Raw genomic sequence first — 18,254 nt, 5'->3', positions numbered from 1 at the left:
ACGGGGGTGGCGGCGACGCAGTGACCACCAGGGCTATACGCGTATCCCGGGTCATGAGTGGGACGAGTTCAGGTTTGGTTACGGCGCTTTTTGCACGGGCCAGGAGAAATCGTTGACGCGGCCCGGCTGACTGTCCGGGGCGACGCCGTCGATGACGAGACGATCGCGGGCCGATTTTTCAATGGCGGGTACAGGTCGCGGCGCGGCCCCGAGGAGATCGGTACCGCCATCAAGTTCAGGATCGCTGAGGCTGATCGGCGCCAGCCGGTCGACCTTCACGGGAGGTTGCGGCGTTCCGGGCAGGGCCTGCACCGGGGCACCCGGTTTGATTGCAGCAACATCCGGTGAAGTTGCATTACCGAGCATCTGGCGCAGCGGCTTTTCGACATAGAAGGCGAGCTTGCGTTTGCCTGCGATGGTCAGGCCGATCCCGTCATTGTTGCGCAGGCGTGCGGTCTGCCCCGAAATGTCAAATCCGGACAATGTGAAATTGCCGCTCTGATCGACAAAGCCATCCCAAACATCGACAAACGTGCCATCGGCTTTCTCCGCCGCATTGCGATAGAGTTCATTGAAGGCAAGCACGTCATTGGTGATGCTTTTCGACTTGAAAGCTGGCTGACCCACCCAAACCACCGGATGACCGGTCTTCTTGACCGCTTCCAGGAACGCGTTGATGCGCAGTTGATATTCCTTCGTCCATTCGTCGGTCAGCAGCGTCTGGCCGCTGGCGAATTGCTGGCGATCATTGGCCCCGACCATGATGACGACAACGGCTGGTTTTTCCGCTTCGATCATGCCACCGATCGTTGCAGGCCAGTCGCGGTGATCATTGCGTACAAAGCCAGAGGACCCATCTGCCCTGTCGACGACACGCACACCCGGTGAATCGATGAATGCGGCGTCCAGGCCCTCCGCCAGGTTGCCTGCCATGAAATCGCCGACAATGAGGACAGTCTTGGCATCGGGCAGTTTTGCCGGAATGGCTGGTTGTGGCGCGGTTGCAGAGGGCCCCTCTCTTGGCGAGGTGCGTAGGGGGGCAGGCGCACGGGGGCGGGCTCGCTTTGCCGGGCGGCTCCTGGGAGGACGTGCCCTCCTCCTGCCATCGTCAATGAGCCTGTCCGTCGGCTCCCGATAGATCTCGCGCGGCCCGAAAAGCATATCGAGGATCGTTCGTGCAGAGGCAGTTTCGACGAAGACAAGGGTGCCTGCGAGACCAAGAGCCAAGGACAGGAGCAGGGGTGAGAAAGGCGAGGAGTGTCTGCCCATATATTCCGCGCGATACAATCGATTGCAATCCATGCGTTTGTCCTGTGACCCCGATTTGCACCGACAACAGCGGAAGCATATCTCTCCCCTTGTGGGGGAGAAAGGATTTTCTTGGATTTAGCCTCTTTACCAAATCCTTGGAAAATCCAAGCGAGAGGATTTGCAAATCATCAATATCCCCTCTCTTGCGATTTCCAGCACTTAGCAAGGGCCAAGAAGCTGAAAATCGCTTTCTCTCCCGCAAGGGAGAGATAATCGGCATCAGCCGTGGACTATTTCTTCCGGATGACGGTCAGCACTTCCTTGCTTGGATGACCATCGGGATCCAGTCCCATCTGCTTCTGGAAAGCCTGAATGGCATCCCTTGAGCCCGTGCCGATTTTCCCGTCAACCTTGCCGTCATAATAGCCGAGTTCGCGCAAATGATGCTGCAATTCTTCGCGCTCCTTCATGGTAATCGGCGTGAACGGGCGATTCCAGTCCTGGCGAAGGCCAGTGGAACCGGCAATCTGATCGGCCAGAAGACCAACGCCAAGAGCGTATTTATCGGCATTGTTGTAGTTCTTCAGCACAAAGAAATTCCGTGTCATCAGGAAAGTCGGGCCGTTGCGGCCATCCGGCACCTTCAACGTCGCTTTTTCGCTGCCATGCGGGAACGCTTTGCCGTTGGCCCGGACGACGCCAAGGCTTTGCCATTCGGCAATGGTACGCGAACCGCCTGGAAATTTGCGACCGGCCGGCAGAACGACTTCATAGCCCCATGTGCGGCCGGACTGCCAGCCGTTCTTGCGCAGCAGATTGGCTGCGGTGGCGAGCGCGTCGGGCACTGAATTCCAGATATCGCGCTTGCCATTGCCATCCATATCCACGGCATAGGCCAGATAGCTTGTCGGAATGAACTGGGTGTGGCCAAGGGCGCCAGCCCAGGAGCCGGTCAGATGGCTGCGGTCGATATCGCCGGTCTGAAGGATCTTCATTGCAGCGATCAGCTGGGTGCGGGCATATTTCGCCCGGCGTTGATCGGCATAGGCGAGGGTGGCGAGCGAGCGCACAGCGTCGCGCATGACATCGTCACGCTTCATGATCTCGCCGAAATTGGTTTCCATCGACCAGATGGCGAGCAGGATATTGCGATCGACGCCGTAGGACTTTTCGATGGCACTGAGCCAGCGGCTATATTTGCGCGCCATTTCCCGGCCCGTGGCAATCGATTGCTCGTTGACGCGGTTGTCGAGGTAACCCCAGACAGGCTCCGTAAATTCCGGCTGGAACTGGGCTTTCTGCAGGACTTCCGGATCGATCTCGGTCACGCCGGCAAAAGCCCGGTTATAGGTGGACGCAGAAATGCCGCTCTTCATTGCTGTACCGCGGAACTCCGCGATCCAGTTCTGGAACTTTGCATCGGCAGCGGCATTGTTGATGGCGCCGGTCAATCCGATGCCCGCGACCGCAGCAACCATCAACATGCGCCTGGCGAAAGCCGATGAACAACTCACCATTGTGTTTTCTCCTCGAGCTGTGTTTCCATATTTTTGGGTCAAACGATAAATTACACACCTCAAAGTTAGGAATTGGTTTACCATGCGCCGTCAAACGAGATTCATTTGGCCACATTAACAGTGGCAAAGAATGTTTATTTTACAGTCGCATGCATTTTGGGTCTTTGAAACGAAATTGTCTAGCGCACGGCCCCAGGTCCTGAACCTAAGTTTCGAACCAATTTTGTAGAGGATTGTACGGAAATTTGAAGTGTTATTGTGCGCTTGTGCATCCAATAGAGCCTATGCCACAGTAATAAACAACAATAATTGCATGCAACACCATGAGGTAATGATGACGACGAGCAAGAAAATCCGTAAGGCCGTCTTTCCAGTTGCGGGTTTTGGCACCCGCGTTCTTCCCGCCACCAAGTCCATTCCGAAGGAAATGCTGACCGTCGTCGACAAGCCGGTCATCCAATATGTGGTGGACGAGGCGCGCGAAGCCGGTATCGAGCATTTCATTTTCGTGACCGGCCGCAACAAGGCGGTCATCGAGGATTATTTCGACGCTCAGTACGAGCTCTATGCCACGCTCGCCGAACGCGGCAAGACCGGCCTGCTTGACGAGTTGCAAAGCATTCAGCCGGGTCCGGGAACGACCAGCTTTACCCGCCAGCAGGTGCCAATGGGTCTCGGCCATGCGGTGTGGTGCGCGCGCGACATCGTCGGCGACGAACCCTTTGCGCTGCTATTGCCGGACATGATCATGCAGCCTGAAGGCAATGGCTGCCTTGCCGACATGGTCGAGCTCTACAACCAGTCGGGCGGCAATGTGATCGCAGTACAGGAATGCGATCCGGCCGAGACGCACAAATACGGTATCGTCGGTCAGGGCAAGCCTATCGGCAAGGGGTTCGAGCTGACCGAAATGGTGGAAAAGCCGGCCAAGGGCACGGCTCCCTCCAATCTCTACATCAATGGCCGCTATATCCTGCAGCCGGAGATTTTTGACATTCTCGAGCATCAGGAACGCGGTGCCGGCAACGAAATCCAGCTTACCGACGCGATGCTGAAGCTGACCAAAGAGCAGGATTTCTTCGGTTATCACTTCAAGGGCCGCACCTATGATACGGGCTCCAAGGAGGGCTTTGTCGAAGCCAATGTGGCCTTTGCCCTTTGGCGCAATGACATCCGCAATGGGGTCATCGACAATATCGGCAATATGCTGAAGACGATCCAGCCCAAGCAGGGGTGAAGTCGCACCATCGTTCAGCTCCCCCCTCGAGGGGGAGATAAACGATGCCCCCCGAGGTCAACGCTGTAGCGTCACACCCATGAAGATGCTGGTTTCTTCGGTCTGGCGGCTTTCTACTTCGCTGTGGGTGAATTCGTGGCGGGCGCTGACGTCGAGACCGACAAAACGGTTGAACCAGTAGGTGGCGCCGATCTCCGCACCGAACCCCTTGTCCCAGCCTGAGCCGTCCGTATTGTCGCGCAGCGAGCCGATCAATGTTGCGTTGACATCAAGGTTCGACCGGACCTGACGCTTTATACCGAGTGTACCTTCATAGAATACCGAGCCGCTGTCGTCAGGGGCAGTCGCTCCTTCGACGCGTGTCAGCAGGCCGAGACTGACATCGGTGCCCCGTTGCGGCGACCATGTGATCGCGCCATCGACACTCATGCCATCGACGGCTGCGAGCCTTGGGTCGTCGATGTCCTGGCGCAGATAACCAATCGCGAGCTCGCCCTTGAGTTTCTCGGCGATGTCGAGTTCGACACCGCCTCGCAGTCCGATGCGCGGTCCCGAACGGCGGAAGCCGTTGGCATCGAGAGATCTCGTCGTACATCAACTTGCCGAGTTCCACTTCGACAAACGGCTTTATGGCCGGGGACATTTCAAAACCGCCGCGCAGTGCAATGCTGGCAAAGGTATTGTCGCGGTCTTCCTGGCTGACGACACTGCCATCGGAGAATTCCGCATTGCCATAGGTCGTGTGGTCGACATTACCTCTTACATCGGCAAAAAACTTGCCGAACTCGTGGCGGACACCAAGGGTTGCGTCCAGTTCCTGCACGAGAGGGCGATTCGAGGTTCCCACGATGGTCGTTGGTGCGCTCGGATCTTCCTGGCGGATGCGATAACCTGCCTCGCCCTTCACGGTTGTGCGTTCGCCGAGATCGAGCTGGAAGCCGCCGCGCAAACCGGCATTGGGAGCAGAATATTCTTCTCCAGAGATCGATTTGTCATAGGTGCCATCGAAATCCAGAAAGGCGGAATGACGCGACCAGTCGGTTGTGGCGCGCGCGCGCAAGCGTGTTTCGGAAAGCACAGCACTGCTGCCGTCCGAGCTGCCATCGGCATTGGTCGTGGCGCGAAGGCCGGTGCTGATCGACGGGCGCAGCGTTACTGTTCCTGCCCTGATGCCGAGCGGGGCAAAGGGTTCAGGGTCGGGACGTATCGTGCGGCGCTCGATCGCCGGTTCGGGGAGATTGTCCCGGGCGGTGCGCTCAGCGGGGGGATTGGCTTCCCTGTTCTGTTCGATTGCTCCAGTGGCAAGCGAGATCAGTCTGTTCGTCGCCGCTTGCCGTTCCGGTGATATCGGCACGTGTCTCACCCGGCCGGGCAGGGACGGTACGCGCGGCGGGTCTTTCCGCTGGAACGGGAACACTTTCTCCGGGCGCAGCAGCCGGATCCGGATTAAGACCACCGCTATTGTCCACGGGTCCGGACGGGGGCGACCCAGTGCCGCCGGGTACGCCGAACAATCCGAGATTTCCGCTGTCGTCATCCGGCGGCAATGCGCCGGGACTGACCGGTTCGTACGGCCTGGAGGGGATGCCGTTATCCGCCTGCGGCGCTGACGGATTTGCAGGATTGCCGGACTGGCCCGGATTGGATGCGCCGGCATTGTTCTGCGTCTGGAGTATATTTTCCTGAACGGCGCCACGCAGAGGGGGGCGTCCTGGGCCCGGGCCCCGAATGCAAACACGGTACTGCTGAGCAACGCCGTCGTCAGACAGACATTGATCGCAGTCCGGAAGCTGCCGCGGTGCGGTGCTTCGAAACGTGGTTGCCAAAAATGCATCAACAGGTTTGCCGCCGGTCTCCAAGAGGCCGCTCGATAACTCTTCGAACGGGCCTTTATCGTTTATGGAGCGTAAACGGCCATGGTTAATGACTGGCTAACCGCCGCCTGCTGCGACGTCGTTGCCTGTTTTCCGTTGAACAAAAAATGGACAGATGACGAGCAAAGCGCTAACGGTTGCGGCCATGCAGGCTATAAACGACACCGAACTGGACAAGACCGCGGCGGTTGATTCCGCCAAGCGGACGATTTCAACCGAGAAAGACGGGCTGGCGGCACTGAGCAGCGCGCTCGAGGGCCCGTTGGCCGAAGCTTTCTGCAAGGCGATCGAAAAGATTGCCGCCGTGCGCGGACGCATCATCGTAACGGGCGTCGGCAAGAGCGGTCATATCGGTTCGAAAATAGCCGCGACGTTTGCCTCGACCGGCACGCCGGCCTTCTTCGTGCATCCCTCCGAAGCCAATCATGGCGACCTCGGCATGATCGCCGCAGATGATGCGATCCTTGCCATATCCTGGTCGGGCGATACGGCGGAGCTCAAGGGTATCGTCAGCTATTCGCGCCGCTTCCGCATTCCGCTGATCGCGGTGACGGCAGGCGAAAATTCGGCGTTGGCAACGGCTGCCGACGTGGTACTGCTGATGCCGCGTGTAACGGAAGCCTGTCCGCATGGCCTGGCACCGACGACCTCGACGCTGATACAGCTGGCGGTGGGCGATGCGATCGCCGTGGCGCTGCTCGAGGCACGCGGGTTCACGGCAGGCGATTTCAAGACATTCCACCCAGGCGGGTCGCTCGGCGCCAGCCTGACGCATGTGCGCGAGATCATGCACCGCGGCGACAGGATCCCGCTGGTGCCTTTGGGCACGCCGATTCCCGAGGCGATGAAGGTTTTGTCGGAGAAGCGTTTCGGTTGCATTGCGGTGCAGAATGACGACGAAACGCTGGCAGGGATCATCACGGACGGCGATCTTTCGCGCAACCTTCACCGCAATCTGGTGACGATGAGGGTGGAGGAGATCATGACGCGCAGTCCGAAGACGGTGCCGCCGACGATGCTCGCCAGTGCGGCGCTGGCGTTGCTCAACGAGCACAATATCGGCGCGCTGATCGTGACCGAAAACAACTTCCCGATCGGGATCGTGCATTTCCATGATCTGCTGCGGATAGGCGCCGCCTGAGACGTTGCGAATTCAACCTGACGGATATCTGATGCAGCTTCCTGTGCTCATGGACCTAATGTCCACTGCGCTCCGGTGCTCGAAAACCACACCAGCTGCCTCAAAAGGATGAATTCAAAATTCGTCTCAGCAACCTTTTGTGTCGAACGCCTTGGGCAGGCCTGCTTGTTTCAGAACGGCGTTGGCAGTGTGGCGTTTCTCGATATTTGAGGGAACGACGAAGAACGGAGACGAAGTTTGTGTGGATCGCTCACCCAGCCATTCAGAACGGCAATCTCCGGCGCGATCTCCCAAACCCTTTCAAGCAACTCACTATAGCTTGGCGCTTCTGTTGCTATGGGCAAATCATCGTTGACGGCGATCCAGGCACCATCTTCCTGAAAAACAGATACGACAAAGCTTGGCGTTTTGTTCTTCATTTTCAAATCATATCACAGGCGCGACAGGCACCGCAAACGAGACAATAGTCTTAACCGATGACCCTAAACCGGCTCCACCACCAGTGTGCCATGATCGATGCCGGTGATGCGCACCGGCGTGCCGGCAGCGAGGTCCGGCCCTGTCACGCGCCACAGGCTGTCGCCGATGCGGGCGCGGCCGCGACCGTTGACCGTTGCCTCTTCCAGCGTCACCACCTGACCGATCAGCTGTTCGCCGCGCATGTTGAGCAGTGGCTCGTCGGACACGACGTCCGTCGCGCCGATCAGCCGGCGGCCGATGAAGACGGAAATGACGGAGAGGATCAGGAACAGGATGACCTGCAGCTGCCAGCCCAGGCCGAGCGCTTCGCCAAACAGGATCGCTACCGTGCCGACGATCAGCGCGGCGATGCCGAACCAGAGGAAGAAGATGCCGGGTGCGGCGACCTCGAATATCATGAGGACAAGGCCAAGAACGACCCAGTTCCAGGGGCCGAGTTCAGCGAAGAGACGTTCCAGCATAGGTGTCACTCCCCCGCTTGCGGATTATGAATTCGAGCCGCCACCGGTGCCGGGAACCGTGCGGGCACGCGCGGGCGGGGTTGCGGGAGCGGGCGGGGTTGCGGATGCGCTGTCGCCGAATACTTCGCGGGCAATCGCGCCGATACCGCCAAGCGAGCCGATGAGCGAAGAGGCCTCCATCGGCATCAGGATGACCTTCTGGTTGGGGCTCGTTGCGAACTTGCCGAAGGCTTCGGTGTATTTCTGCGCCACGAAATAGTTGAGCGCCTGCACGTTGCCGGCGGTGATGGCGGCAGAGACCAGTTCCGTGGCCTTGGCCTCGGCTTGCGCCAGGCGTTCGCGCCCCTCGGCTTCACGATACGACGCCTCGCGCTTGCCCTCTGCTTCGAGGATCTGCGCCTGTTTCAACCCTTCGGCGCGCAGAATCTGCGCCGCCCTCGTACCTTCGGCTTCGAGCACCACCGCGCGTTTATCGCGTTCCGCCTTCATCTGGCGGCCCATGCTGTCGAGCAGGTCCTGCGGCGGGTTGATGTCCTTGATCTCGACGCGGGTCATCTTGATGCCCCAGGAATGCGCAGCCTCGTCAACGACGCGCAACAGGCGGTCATTGATCGTATCGCGGTTCGACAGAAGTTCGTCTAGTACCATGGAGCCCATGACGGTACGAATATTTGTCATGGTCAGGTTGAGGATGGCGTTCTGCAATCCGCTGACCTGATAGGCCGCCTGCGGCGCATTGAGGATCTGGTAGAAGGCAATGCCGTCCACAGCGATGTTGGCGTTGTCCTTGGTGATGACTTCCTGGGTCGGAACGTTCAGCACCTGTTCCATCATGTTCAGCTTGGCGCCGATCCGGTCGAAAAAGGGCACGATGAGGTTGAGCCCCGGTGCGAGGGTGCGGGTATATTTGCCGAAGCGTTCGATCGTGTAGTTGTAGCCCTGGGGGACCGTCTTGACGCCCGCAAACAGAACCACCAGTACCAGAATGACGAGAACTGGAATGGTAAAGTCGAAACCGCTGAACGGCATGGTGGTCTCCCCTGGCCGACACCGCTTGAGCAGCGTCACATATGATCATCGCCCCTTGGATGGGCGAGGGCAAGATAGACGATAGTTATGATTCTAGCGAGCCCGGGGAGAGCTCAAATCCAGCCTTGCAATTCACGCCGGACCAGCTCCTCGATGACCTTCATGCCCTCGCTGGAATCATTGAGGCAGGGGACGTGGGTGAAGTTGACGCCGCCATTGTGCCGGAAGATTTCCGCGCCTTCGCCGGCGATTTCCTCCAGCGTTTCAAGGCAATCGGAAACAAAACCCGGATTGAAGACGGCAACTGACTTCACGCCATCCCTCGCAAGTTTCTCGAGCGTCTTGTCCGTATAGGGCTGCATCCATTCTTCCGGGCCGAAGCGGGACTGGAAACAGGTGATCAGCTTGTCTTCGCTCCAGCCAAGGCGTTCGCGCAGGAGACGCGTGGTCTTCCAGCAATGGCAGGGATAGGGGTCGCCGCGTTTGAAATAGCTCTGCGGAATGCCGTGATAGGAGGCGATGAGGGCTTCAGGCTCGAAATCAAGCGTCGCGTAATGTTTTTCGATGGAGGTGGCGAGGGCATCAATATAGACAGCTTCGTCCTGATACGACGGAACCGTGCGTGTTGCAGGCATGTAGCGCATCTTGATCAGCGCCTCGAAGAACTTGTCGTTGACCGTCGCAGTCGTCGTTGCCGAATATTGCGGGTAGAGCGGAAACATCAGGATGCGCTTGCAACCGGCATTGTCGAGGCGCTCCAGCGCTTGCTCGATCGACGGCTGGCCATAGCGCATACCCCAATCGACGAGGATTTCAGGATGGGAAGCGAGGGCAGCACCGAGCTTTTCGCCCTGCGAACGGGTGTAGGTACGCAGGGGCGACTCGTTGCGTTCGCGGTTCCAGATCTTCGCATAGAGCGCGCCGGACTTCTTCGGGCGGGTGTTGAGGACGATGCCGTAGAGCACCGGGAGCCAGAGGGCGCGCGGCCATTCGATCACGCGCTTGTCGGACAGGAATTCCTTCAGGTAGCGCCGCATCGACACCTTGTCGGTGCCGTCCGGAGTGCCGAGATTGACGAGAAGGACACCGACCTTCGAGGTTTCGATGCGTGGATGGTCTTCGGGCTTTATTACCACCGCCAGATCCCCGCCAGAAATTGCCATGTCCATTACTCCACTTCTGCGCGTGGAACCTAGTGGGGGCGGGTATTATTGCAAGAGTGCGAATGGCCGCATGTTTTGGGCGGTCATGTTTGAAGCAGTGTGGCGTTCTCACCCCCCTGTCCCGCACGACAGAGGGGGCGAGAATCAACTCTTACAGCGCCGGGACTTTCATCGCCGCACCGATCGGCAACTTCATTACCCTCATGTCGGGATTGGCTTCAGCGAGTTTCTTCCACTCGCTGCCCTTGCCGTAGACCTCTTCAGCAATATCCCAGAAATTGTCTCCGCGCTTGATCGTATAGGTATCCGGATGATGGTTGGCCGCCGGCGCCGCCGCTGCCGATTCCGGCGCTGGCTTTGCGGCAGCTTCCGCCGCCGGTTCAGCCGGTTTTGTCTCCGCGGAAGTTCCTGGCGCGAGCACAGTGATACGCCCGTCGGTGTATGGCTTGTAAGGCGTGTTCTTGCCCATGTAGTCGGCAAGGACCAATTCAAGCCCGGGGCCGTAATCATAGGCATTCACCGCGTTGGTGGAGAAAATCTTGTAGCCGTCGCCACCCGCGCGCATGTAGTTGTTCGAAACGACACCATAGGTCGCCCCGGTATCGATCGGCCTCCAGCTGTCACCCTGCATGACCTGAACGTCAGAGACGCGGCTGCCAACCGGCTTCGACGCATCGAATGCATATTTGAGCCCGGCGACCTGCGGGAAACGGCCCGCTCCCTGGTCGATCTGACTGACGCCGTTTTCAAGCGCTGCGACCACATCGGACCCGCGCAACTGGAAAGTCGCCAGCGTGTTCTGGAAGGGCAGGACTGTCAGGACTTCACCCATGGTAACTTCGCCCGCATCGATTGATGCGCGCAGGCCGCCGCCATTGATGATGGCGATCGTCACGCCTTGGCCCTTGACGCGGTCGAGCAGGGCATCGGCAACCAGATCGCCCATGCTGCATTCCTTGACGCGGCAAACCTCGCGCGCAGCTTCGATCACACCGCTGGATTCACCGACGTTCTTCGCCTTCAATTCCTCGATCGGTTTGCCCAATTCCTTGATGCGGGCCACAAAGGCGGGATCCGGAGTGACAGACGCGTCGAGCAGGATCGGTGCGCCTTCGCTCTTGGTGACATTGCCGTCATCGTCGAAGGTGACCTTGAGCTCACCGAGATATTTCGAATAGGACTTTGCCTGAACGATCGGCACGTCCCGGCCGGAAGGATTCTTCACCAAGGTCGGATAGGGACCGAGCGCTTCCGCGTCGGTGTTCGACAGGAGCGTATGGCTGTGGCCGCCGACAATGACATCGATGCCGTCGACCTTTGCCGCAAGCTCCTTGTCCCTGAGATAGCCGTAATGGTTGACCGCGATGATCTTGTTGACACCTTCGGCCTTCAGTGTGTCGACCAGTTTCTTCAGCGTCTCGACTTCATCGGCGAATTTGACATCGGGACCGGGGCTCGAAATTTCCGCCGTATCCGTGGTCAGGGCGGAAATGATGCCGATCTTCTGGCCGCCGATTTCCTTGATGAGATAGGGTTTGAATTTACCGGCGATGGGCGAATTCGGCGCGACTTCGATGTTGCTGGAAATGACCGCGAACTTCACCTTGTCGAGAAATTTGCCGAGCGTGACGGGGGTGTCGTCGAATTCGTGGTTGCCGAGAGCCATGGCATCGAAGCCCATCTGGTTCATGAATTCGGCGGTGTCGTCGCCCTTGTAGGTCGTGTAGAACAGGGAACCCTGGAACTCGTCACCGGCATCGAGAACAATCACGTTGCCGCCGTCTTTCGAAAGCGCGGCCCGGCGCTCGTCGATCTTGGTTTTGACGCGGGCGATCCCGCCGAAACACTCTTTCTTGGCCTCTTCCTCGGCCGAGCAGGTGGAATCAAACTTGTTGATCGCCTCGATGCGCGAATGCTCATCGTTAATATGCAAAATATTGAGCGTGTAGTCGGCCATCGCCACGCCGGCCGTCATGCCGAGGGCGGAGGTGGCTAACAGGATTTTCGGCAGGATCTGGTTGAGGATTCTGGACATGACTGCTCCGCGGGCTCATTTCGATCGAATGGTTTAGTATCTTCATCCTATGTTTCGCGCGTCAAGAAGATATGACACGTGCCGCTGCCGAGGACGTAGATTTTGCCGAGTTTTCCAAGACAGGAACAATTTGGCGAAAATACCAATCTGAAATGCAAGAACGAATCCCATCATCCATTTGATCAGCATCAATTCGGACTTGATTGAGGTAATGTCGTCGTTTCGCCTGCTCAATGCAGTTGCCGCCCTCATCGCCCTATCTCTGGAACATCGATTGCTCGAACTGCCTCAAATACTTCTTTGCACGACGCTCATTATTGCCTCTTTCCGTTGACCACCGATGGCCTTCGAAGAAGGTAGCGTCATGCATTGCGGCGTTCAATTATACGATCGTTCAGCCATTCGCGCGAGGAATTGAGGAGCCTAGCCTACCTGCGGTGAGCGGCGCGTCAGTGAGAATTGCTGACCTGATGAGGAAGTGCAATTCAGCTGGCCAGCACTGACCAAGGCGCAATTAACCTTGGATTGGGTGCCGCGGGCAAGCGAGCGCAAATTGATCTCGATCAGATTGGCCGAAGCGAAGCGATAGCTGCCCTCCGCCAATTTTTCCTTGGTATCGTTGGCCCGCGTTTCGAACGCGCCACCATTGAAATTGGAGAAAGCGACGCCGGATGTGTCGAACCATTGACCCTGCACGGCGTCAGTGGGCCGGGTGACCGGACCGCCTTCCTGGACGCCGCCGCTCATGCAGCCGGCAAGGGTGATGGTCAGTGCGGTTGCGGCGATGGCCAGCGAAAAGCGTTTCATCCAGACTGTCTCCCAATGGATCTGCCTCATTCAATGCCGCGAAAATCAAGCCAAAACAAGACCTAAGTTTAATTGAAGATTTGAAGGATACGATATTTTCCGGCAGAGACTACTGACATGGCGGCCTTGTGACCTGGACCACAGTTGGCGATAGTAGCGACCACAAATTATGGAGCGAGGCGATGATCGGCTATACCATGGTTGGAACCAATGATCTTCAGCGGGCGATCAAATTCTACGATCCGCTCATGGCAGAAATGGGCCTCGATCAGTGCTACAGGGATCATCTTTCGAGCTCCTGGGGCCGGAAGGGCGATGACACTTTCCCCCTGTTTTTTGTGGGTCACCCTTTCGACGGCGGGCGCGCGACCGTCGGCAATGGCGTCATGACGGCATTCCGCTTCGACGATAATGCACCGCTGGTTGACCGGCTCTATGCACTTGCGATCAAGAACGGCGGACGGGACGAGGGCAAGCCCGGTTTCCGCCCGCAATATGGCGAGGGCTTTTATGCTGCCTATATCCGCGATCTTGACGGCAACAAGCTGGCGTTCGTCTGTTATGACGCCAAGCCAGTTGCGCCGGAATAGCCGGCAAAGAATGGCGGAAGCGAAAACGGCAGCCCGAAGGCTGCCGTTTTGATTTGAGCGCTGCTGTCAGCGCACCAGGATGTTGCGGAACTGCCAGGGATCGTCAAGGTCGAGATTTTCCTTGAACAGACCCGGGCGGTTTTCCAATGGGGTCCAGTCCGTATAGTGGCCCCTGAGCGGACCAAGATAGGGCTTCTGGACTTCAAGGCAGCGGCGGAAGTCCATTTCGTCAGTCTCGACGATGCCCGCGTCGGGATTTTCCAGCGCCCAGACCATGCCGGCCATGACCGCAGACGTAACCTGCAGGCCCGTCGCATTCTGATACGGAGCAAGCTTGCGGGCTTCCTCGATCGTCAGCTGCGAACCGTACCAATAGGCGTTTTTGTCGTGGCCATAGAGCAGGACGCCGAGTTCATCGGCACCATCGACGATTTCGGATCTCGTCAAGCACATGCTGGATCGCCTGCGGCTGACCGGCTGCACCGAACATCTCGTCGAGAGACAATGTCGCGACATTCGAGGGATGGTAGGCATAGTGGCATGTCGGCCGGTACGATGCCTTGCCTTTCTTGTCGTACACCGTGAAGAAGTCCGCAATCGAGATCGCTTCGTTGTGCGTGACCAGCAGGCCGAACTGGGCGCCTTCCGTGGGGCACCAGGTGCGGATACGTGTATCGGCGCCGGGCTGTTCCAGGAAGATCGCGGCCTTGTTGCCCTTTTTCTGCTTGCGGGCATTCTTTGGCATCCACTTTTCGTGGGTGCCCCAGCCAAGTTCGGCCGGTTGCAGGCCCTCGGAAATGAAACCGTCGACGGACCAGGTGTTCCAGAAAGCGCCGAAAGGTTTCGGCTCGGTGGCGCGCTGGGTGTCACGCTCGGCAATGTGAATGCCCTTGACGCCGACCTTGTTCATCAGACGGGCCCAGCCGTCACGATCATTGCGCGCCGGTTCGGTGTGATCAACGCGCAGGTCCCGCGCCAGGTCGAGCACGGCCTGCTTGACGAACCACGAAACCATGCCTGGATTGGCGCCGCAGCATGAAACCGCCGTCGGTCCGCCGGGACGCTTCTTGCGTTCGGTAAGAAGTGTCTGGCGCAGGGCATAATTGGTGCGGTCAGCGTTATCGAGGTCGTTGGCGTAGTAGAAGCCGGGCCAGGGTTCGATGACGGTATCGATATACAGCGCGCCGAGCTTGCGGCAAAGATGCAATATGTCGACGGACGAGGTATCGACGGAAAGGTTGACACAGAAACCCTGTCCACCGCCTTCGGTCAGAAGCGGCTTGAGCAGCGTCTTGTAATTTTCCTTGGTAACGGCTTGCTGGATGAAGCGGATGCCGCGCTCGTCGAGCAATTTCTTGTTGGCAGCGCTTGGATCGATAACGACCAGCCGGGATTTATCATATTTGAAGTGGCGTTCGATGAGGGGCAGGGTACCCCGTCCGATGGACCCGAAACCGATCATCACGATCGGACCGGTAATTTCTCCATGTACAGGCCAATCAGCCTTCGCCATTTTTTTGTTGCTCCTAATTTTGATCTCCATCAATGAGTGCAGCGGTTAATTCCCCGCTTCAAAGAAACCATAGAGCATAGACATGACAAAGAGCAAACAACCCATTGCCCTTTTAGGGTGAATTGCCTATAGCCGCTTGAGCGCTTCGATAAGCCGTTCGCGGATTGCCATAATACCTTTGTAATGCAATTGCGCAGGATTAAGCGCTTCGAGCTGGCGGGAAAAAGCTTCAGCCACGGCCCGGCACTCCGGGTGTTTCTTCAGCGCTTTTATCGGATCAAGATGAATGCGGATGGTGAAAAGAATATCGCCGGACCCAGGCAGTTTGCGCAATGTCTGGCGCTCGACCCGAACGTAGCTCTGTTCGGCGATGTCACCATCGGTGTAGAGCGCGCCCTTCTGGTGGCTGGCGAGCGGGTGATAGAGATTGCCATCGGGTTGGAGCGACCAGTTCATACGCCAGACCGGGCGGTCGAGGCGCAGATTGTCGAACATGCGGGTGATCAGCCCGGCATTGCGGGTTCCCGCGCCGAAATCAGGGACGGGCGCGTGGATTTCGTCCATCGAGCGGCCGAATTTCTCCAGCAGCGTCCAGGACGAGGGAAACGACAGGGAGGCAGCGCCAAGGTGCCAGCCGCGCTGCTCATCCTTGCGCATCAGGACCAGGTCTTCCTGAACGAGACTGGCGGCGCGGCGCAGGGAGGGCGTTTCCGCTTCGCCAAGCGGCACCGGTTCATCCCGGCCGGCAATGGCGATGGTTTCGCCGTCACGGGTGTAGATGGAGGGGTAGTGCCCGGTGAGATGGGCGGCGAGCAGCTCCAGCACTTCCTTTTGAGCCTCGTCCGTTCCCGTCTCCTCGACGAATATGCGCTCGCCATGCAGTGTGAACAGGCGCTGCTTTTCTGCCAGACAGGCGAGAAGATTCTCGTCGATCTCAATCCAGTCCTTCAGGTCGAGCTGCTGCAATCCTATGGTGAAGGGTTGCGCCGAACCATCATAAGGCGTGTGAGCCGGAGTAGTCGTGACCATTATGCGGCGTCCATCGCCTCCAGCTCGTCGATAATGCTTTCGATGACCGACAGGCCCTTCTGCCAGAAGGCAGGATCGGTCGCATCGAGGCCGAAAGGCGCCAGCAATTCGGAGTGGTGCTTGGTGCCGCCGGCCTTGAGCATGTCGAAATACTTTTGCTGAAAACCTGCATCGGCATTCTGGTAGGCCGCATAGAGCGAGTTGACCAGGCAATCGCCGAAGGCATAGGCATAGACGTAGAAGGGCGAGTGGATGAAATGCGGAATATAGGTCCAGAAGGTTTCGTAGCCGGGGCCGAAGCGGACCGCCGGTCCAAGGCTCTCCTTCTGCACATCCAGCCAGATTTCGCCGATGCGGTCGGAGGTCAATTCGCCGTTCGTGCGTTCAGTGTGGACACGGCGCTCGAACTGGTAGAAGGCAATCTGGCGCACGACCGTGTTGATCATGTCCTCGGCCTTTTGCGCCAGCATCGCCTTGCGCTCGCGTTTGTCCCTGGTCTTCTCCAGAAGCGAACGGAACGTCAGCATTTCGCCGAACACCGATGCGGTCTCGGCCAGGGTCAGCGGGGTCGAAGCCATCAACGCCCCCTGGTCGCCAGCAAGCACCTGATGCACGCCGTGACCAAGTTCGTGCGCGAGGGTCATCACATCGCGCGGCTTGCCCATATAGTTGAGCAGCACATAGGGGTGCACGGAGGGCACGGTGGGATGGGCGAAAGCGCCGGGGGATTTGCCAGGCCGGGTCGGTGCATCGATCCAGCTCCGGTCAAAGAACCGCCTGGCGATATCGGCCATTTCCGGGGCGAAGCCGTGATAGGCGGAAAGCACGGTTTCGCGGGCTTCAGTCCAGGATATGACGGCCTGCGGGGTCTCGGGCAGCGGCGCGTTGCGGTCCCAGTTGTTCAGATATTCCAGACCGAGCCACTTCGCCTTCAGCGCATAGTAGCGATGCGACAATCGGGGGCAAGCGGCCTGCACCGCCTCGGCAAGCGCGTCGACAACCTCGCGCTCGACGCGGTTGGCGAGATGGCGGCTATCGGCGATGTCCTGAAATCCGCGCCAGCGGTCGGAGATTTCCTTGTCCTTCGCCAACGTATTGGTGATGAGGGTGAAGGTGCGCAGGTTTTCCTTGAATGTCTTGGCAAGCGCTTCGGAAGCGGTCTTGCGTACGTTCGCGTCCGCATCCTGAAGCAGGTTGAGCGTGGGCTCGAGCGACAGCTCCTCGCCATTCACCTCAAAACGCAGGGCGGTCATGGTTTCATCGAACAGGCGGTTCCAGGCGCCACGGCCGGTAATCGATTTTTCGTGGAACAACTGCTCAAGCTTGTCCTCAAGCTGGTAGGGCCTGTCCTTGCGCAGGTCGACAAGCCACGGCCGGTAATGGCCGATGGCGGGATTGTTCGCCATTGCCTTTTTCGATCACCGCATCGTCGATGCGATTGAGCTCGAGGCTGTAGAAGATCAGATGCGTGCTGGCATCCGTCATCTTCTGCTGGATATCGCCATAAAGCTTGGAGCGCTTCGGGTCTGACGTGTCCCCTGCATAGACCAGGCCGGCGAAGGAGACGATCCTGCCAATGAGTTCCTCCAGCGCCTCAAACTCCCGGATGGAGACGGCAAATTCGCCGCCGTCCGGTTTGCCCGCTTCGGCCGTGAGATTGCCCTTCCAGCGCGCTTCGAAAGCTGCGGTGAGCTCATTGGCCCTTGCGATATCGGCTTTCAGCTCGCTACTTTCGGTTGACGGATACAGATCCGCCAAATTCCACTCGGGAAGGACGCCAAGCGCCGCCTGATCGTTTTTCATGGCTGCCGCGCCGCCGGTTTTTGCCGCAGCCATAAGTGCGTGATCGAGCGTGTATCCAGTTGTTTCAGAAGTCATTTTGGCACCATGTCATTGTAGCGAATGAAATTTCGAAGGTCCGAATCACAAGAGGAAGACCGGCGATCCAAACCTTAAGAGTCCGTTGGCGATTGATCCAGTTCTGTCTTGCTTGTTCAATACTTGAGCAAATTTTAGACTTTCGTGGGGTGGATTCATCAGCCAAAAGACGTTAACTGTGCTGTGAACAACCCGTTTACCATGCCACATAACGATGGATTCTGCGTGAGTTTTTGCCATGCTCTCAAC

The 18,254-nt window shown here is 58.3% G+C and carries 13 protein-coding genes and 4 pseudogenes; 4 read left to right on the top strand and 13 right to left on the bottom strand.

The features are described from left to right. Positions 1 to 78: 78 nt before the first annotated feature. Positions 79 to 1,302 carry an SGNH/GDSL hydrolase family protein gene (locus N8E89_RS03705; RefSeq protein ID WP_262261177.1) on the bottom strand — a complete coding sequence of 408 codons (1,224 nt, stop codon included), beginning with the start codon at positions 1,300 to 1,302 and terminating at the stop codon, positions 79 to 81. Positions 1,303 to 1,541: 239 nt separating this feature from the next. Then, positions 1,542 to 2,681: pseudogene (locus N8E89_RS03700) on the bottom strand (lytic murein transglycosylase); the annotation flags it as partial. A gap of 421 nt (positions 2,682 to 3,102) precedes the next feature. On the opposite strand from N8E89_RS03700, the gene galU reads away from it, so the two are divergent. Continuing rightward, the gene (gene galU / locus N8E89_RS03695; RefSeq protein ID WP_106664180.1) at positions 3,103 to 4,005 is read left to right on the top strand and encodes a UTP--glucose-1-phosphate uridylyltransferase GalU; all 903 of its coding nucleotides are present in this window, start codon (positions 3,103 to 3,105) and stop codon (positions 4,003 to 4,005) included. A gap of 57 nt (positions 4,006 to 4,062) precedes the next feature. On the opposite strand, the gene N8E89_RS03690 is transcribed toward galU, so the two are convergent. After that, positions 4,063 to 4,542 (bottom strand): outer membrane beta-barrel protein, encoded by a 480-nt coding sequence (locus N8E89_RS03690; protein ID WP_262261814.1) that lies wholly within the window; start codon positions 4,540 to 4,542, stop codon positions 4,063 to 4,065. Positions 4,543 to 4,648: 106 nt separating this feature from the next. Then, positions 4,649 to 5,542 (bottom strand): annotated as a pseudogene (locus tag N8E89_RS03685) (outer membrane beta-barrel protein); the annotation flags it as partial. Between N8E89_RS03685 and N8E89_RS03680 the strand changes: the two are divergent. Beyond that, positions 5,467 to 5,691 carry a hypothetical protein gene (locus N8E89_RS03680; protein ID WP_262261998.1) on the top strand — a complete coding sequence of 75 codons (225 nt, stop codon included), beginning with the start codon at positions 5,467 to 5,469 and terminating at the stop codon, positions 5,689 to 5,691. The pseudogene N8E89_RS03685 and the gene N8E89_RS03680 sit on opposite strands and share 76 nt — an antisense overlap. Positions 5,692 to 6,024: 333 nt before the next feature. After that, positions 6,025 to 7,020, top strand: a complete 996-nt coding sequence (locus tag N8E89_RS03675) for a KpsF/GutQ family sugar-phosphate isomerase (protein ID WP_113173940.1) — start codon at positions 6,025 to 6,027, stop codon at positions 7,018 to 7,020. Between the two features lie 170 nt (positions 7,021 to 7,190). Here N8E89_RS03675 and N8E89_RS03670 read toward each other — a convergent pair whose 3' ends face one another. The 6 genes from N8E89_RS03670 to N8E89_RS03645 form a co-directional block, all read right to left on the bottom strand. Next, positions 7,191 to 7,439, bottom strand: a complete 249-nt coding sequence (locus N8E89_RS03670) for a DUF1902 domain-containing protein (protein WP_262261176.1) — start codon at positions 7,437 to 7,439, stop codon at positions 7,191 to 7,193. A 63-nt stretch (positions 7,440 to 7,502) separates the two neighbouring features. Beyond that, entirely contained in the window at positions 7,503 to 7,961 is a 459-nt protein-coding gene (locus N8E89_RS03665) for an NfeD family protein (protein WP_113173910.1), read from the bottom strand. A gap of 24 nt (positions 7,962 to 7,985) precedes the next feature. Beyond that, positions 7,986 to 8,990 (bottom strand): SPFH domain-containing protein, encoded by a 1,005-nt coding sequence (locus N8E89_RS03660; protein WP_262261813.1) that lies wholly within the window; start codon positions 8,988 to 8,990, stop codon positions 7,986 to 7,988. Positions 8,991 to 9,103: 113 nt separating this feature from the next. Next, positions 9,104 to 10,153 carry a ferrochelatase gene (gene hemH, locus N8E89_RS03655; protein ID WP_262261175.1) on the bottom strand — a complete coding sequence of 350 codons (1,050 nt, stop codon included), beginning with the start codon at positions 10,151 to 10,153 and terminating at the stop codon, positions 9,104 to 9,106. A gap of 151 nt (positions 10,154 to 10,304) precedes the next feature. Further along, positions 10,305 to 12,188 carry a 5'-nucleotidase C-terminal domain-containing protein gene (locus N8E89_RS03650; protein WP_262261173.1) on the bottom strand — a complete coding sequence of 628 codons (1,884 nt, stop codon included), beginning with the start codon at positions 12,186 to 12,188 and terminating at the stop codon, positions 10,305 to 10,307. 423 nt (positions 12,189 to 12,611) lie between these two features. Then, entirely contained in the window at positions 12,612 to 12,995 is a 384-nt protein-coding gene (locus N8E89_RS03645) for an outer membrane lipoprotein Omp10 (protein ID WP_262261172.1), read from the bottom strand. 182 nt (positions 12,996 to 13,177) lie between these two features. Here N8E89_RS03645 and N8E89_RS03640 point away from each other — a divergent pair, with 182 nt between their 5' ends. Further along, positions 13,178 to 13,585, top strand: coding sequence for a VOC family protein (locus N8E89_RS03640; RefSeq protein WP_106664171.1), 408 nt, complete (start codon positions 13,178 to 13,180; stop codon positions 13,583 to 13,585). A gap of 66 nt (positions 13,586 to 13,651) precedes the next feature. Here N8E89_RS03640 and N8E89_RS03635 read toward each other — a convergent pair. The 3 genes and pseudogenes from N8E89_RS03635 to N8E89_RS03625 all read right to left on the bottom strand — a co-directional run bounded on the left by N8E89_RS03635 (position 13,652) and on the right by N8E89_RS03625 (position 17,963). Continuing rightward, a pseudogene (locus N8E89_RS03635) lies at positions 13,652 to 15,098 on the bottom strand (homospermidine synthase). A 126-nt stretch (positions 15,099 to 15,224) separates the two neighbouring features. After that, the gene (locus tag N8E89_RS03630) at positions 15,225 to 16,127 is read right to left on the bottom strand and encodes a heme-dependent oxidative N-demethylase family protein (RefSeq protein WP_262261170.1); all 903 of its coding nucleotides are present in this window, start codon (positions 16,125 to 16,127) and stop codon (positions 15,225 to 15,227) included. After that, positions 16,127 to 17,963 (bottom strand): annotated as a pseudogene (locus tag N8E89_RS03625) (M3 family oligoendopeptidase). The gene N8E89_RS03630 and the pseudogene N8E89_RS03625 overlap by 1 nt, the downstream one beginning before the upstream one ends. Positions 17,964 to 18,254: the final 291 nt, after the last annotated feature.

This window comes from Phyllobacterium sp. A18/5-2, assembly GCF_025452215.1.
Lineage (GTDB): Bacteria > Pseudomonadota > Alphaproteobacteria > Rhizobiales > Rhizobiaceae > Phyllobacterium > Phyllobacterium sophorae.
This window is presented reverse-complemented; position numbering and strand designations above follow the sequence as displayed.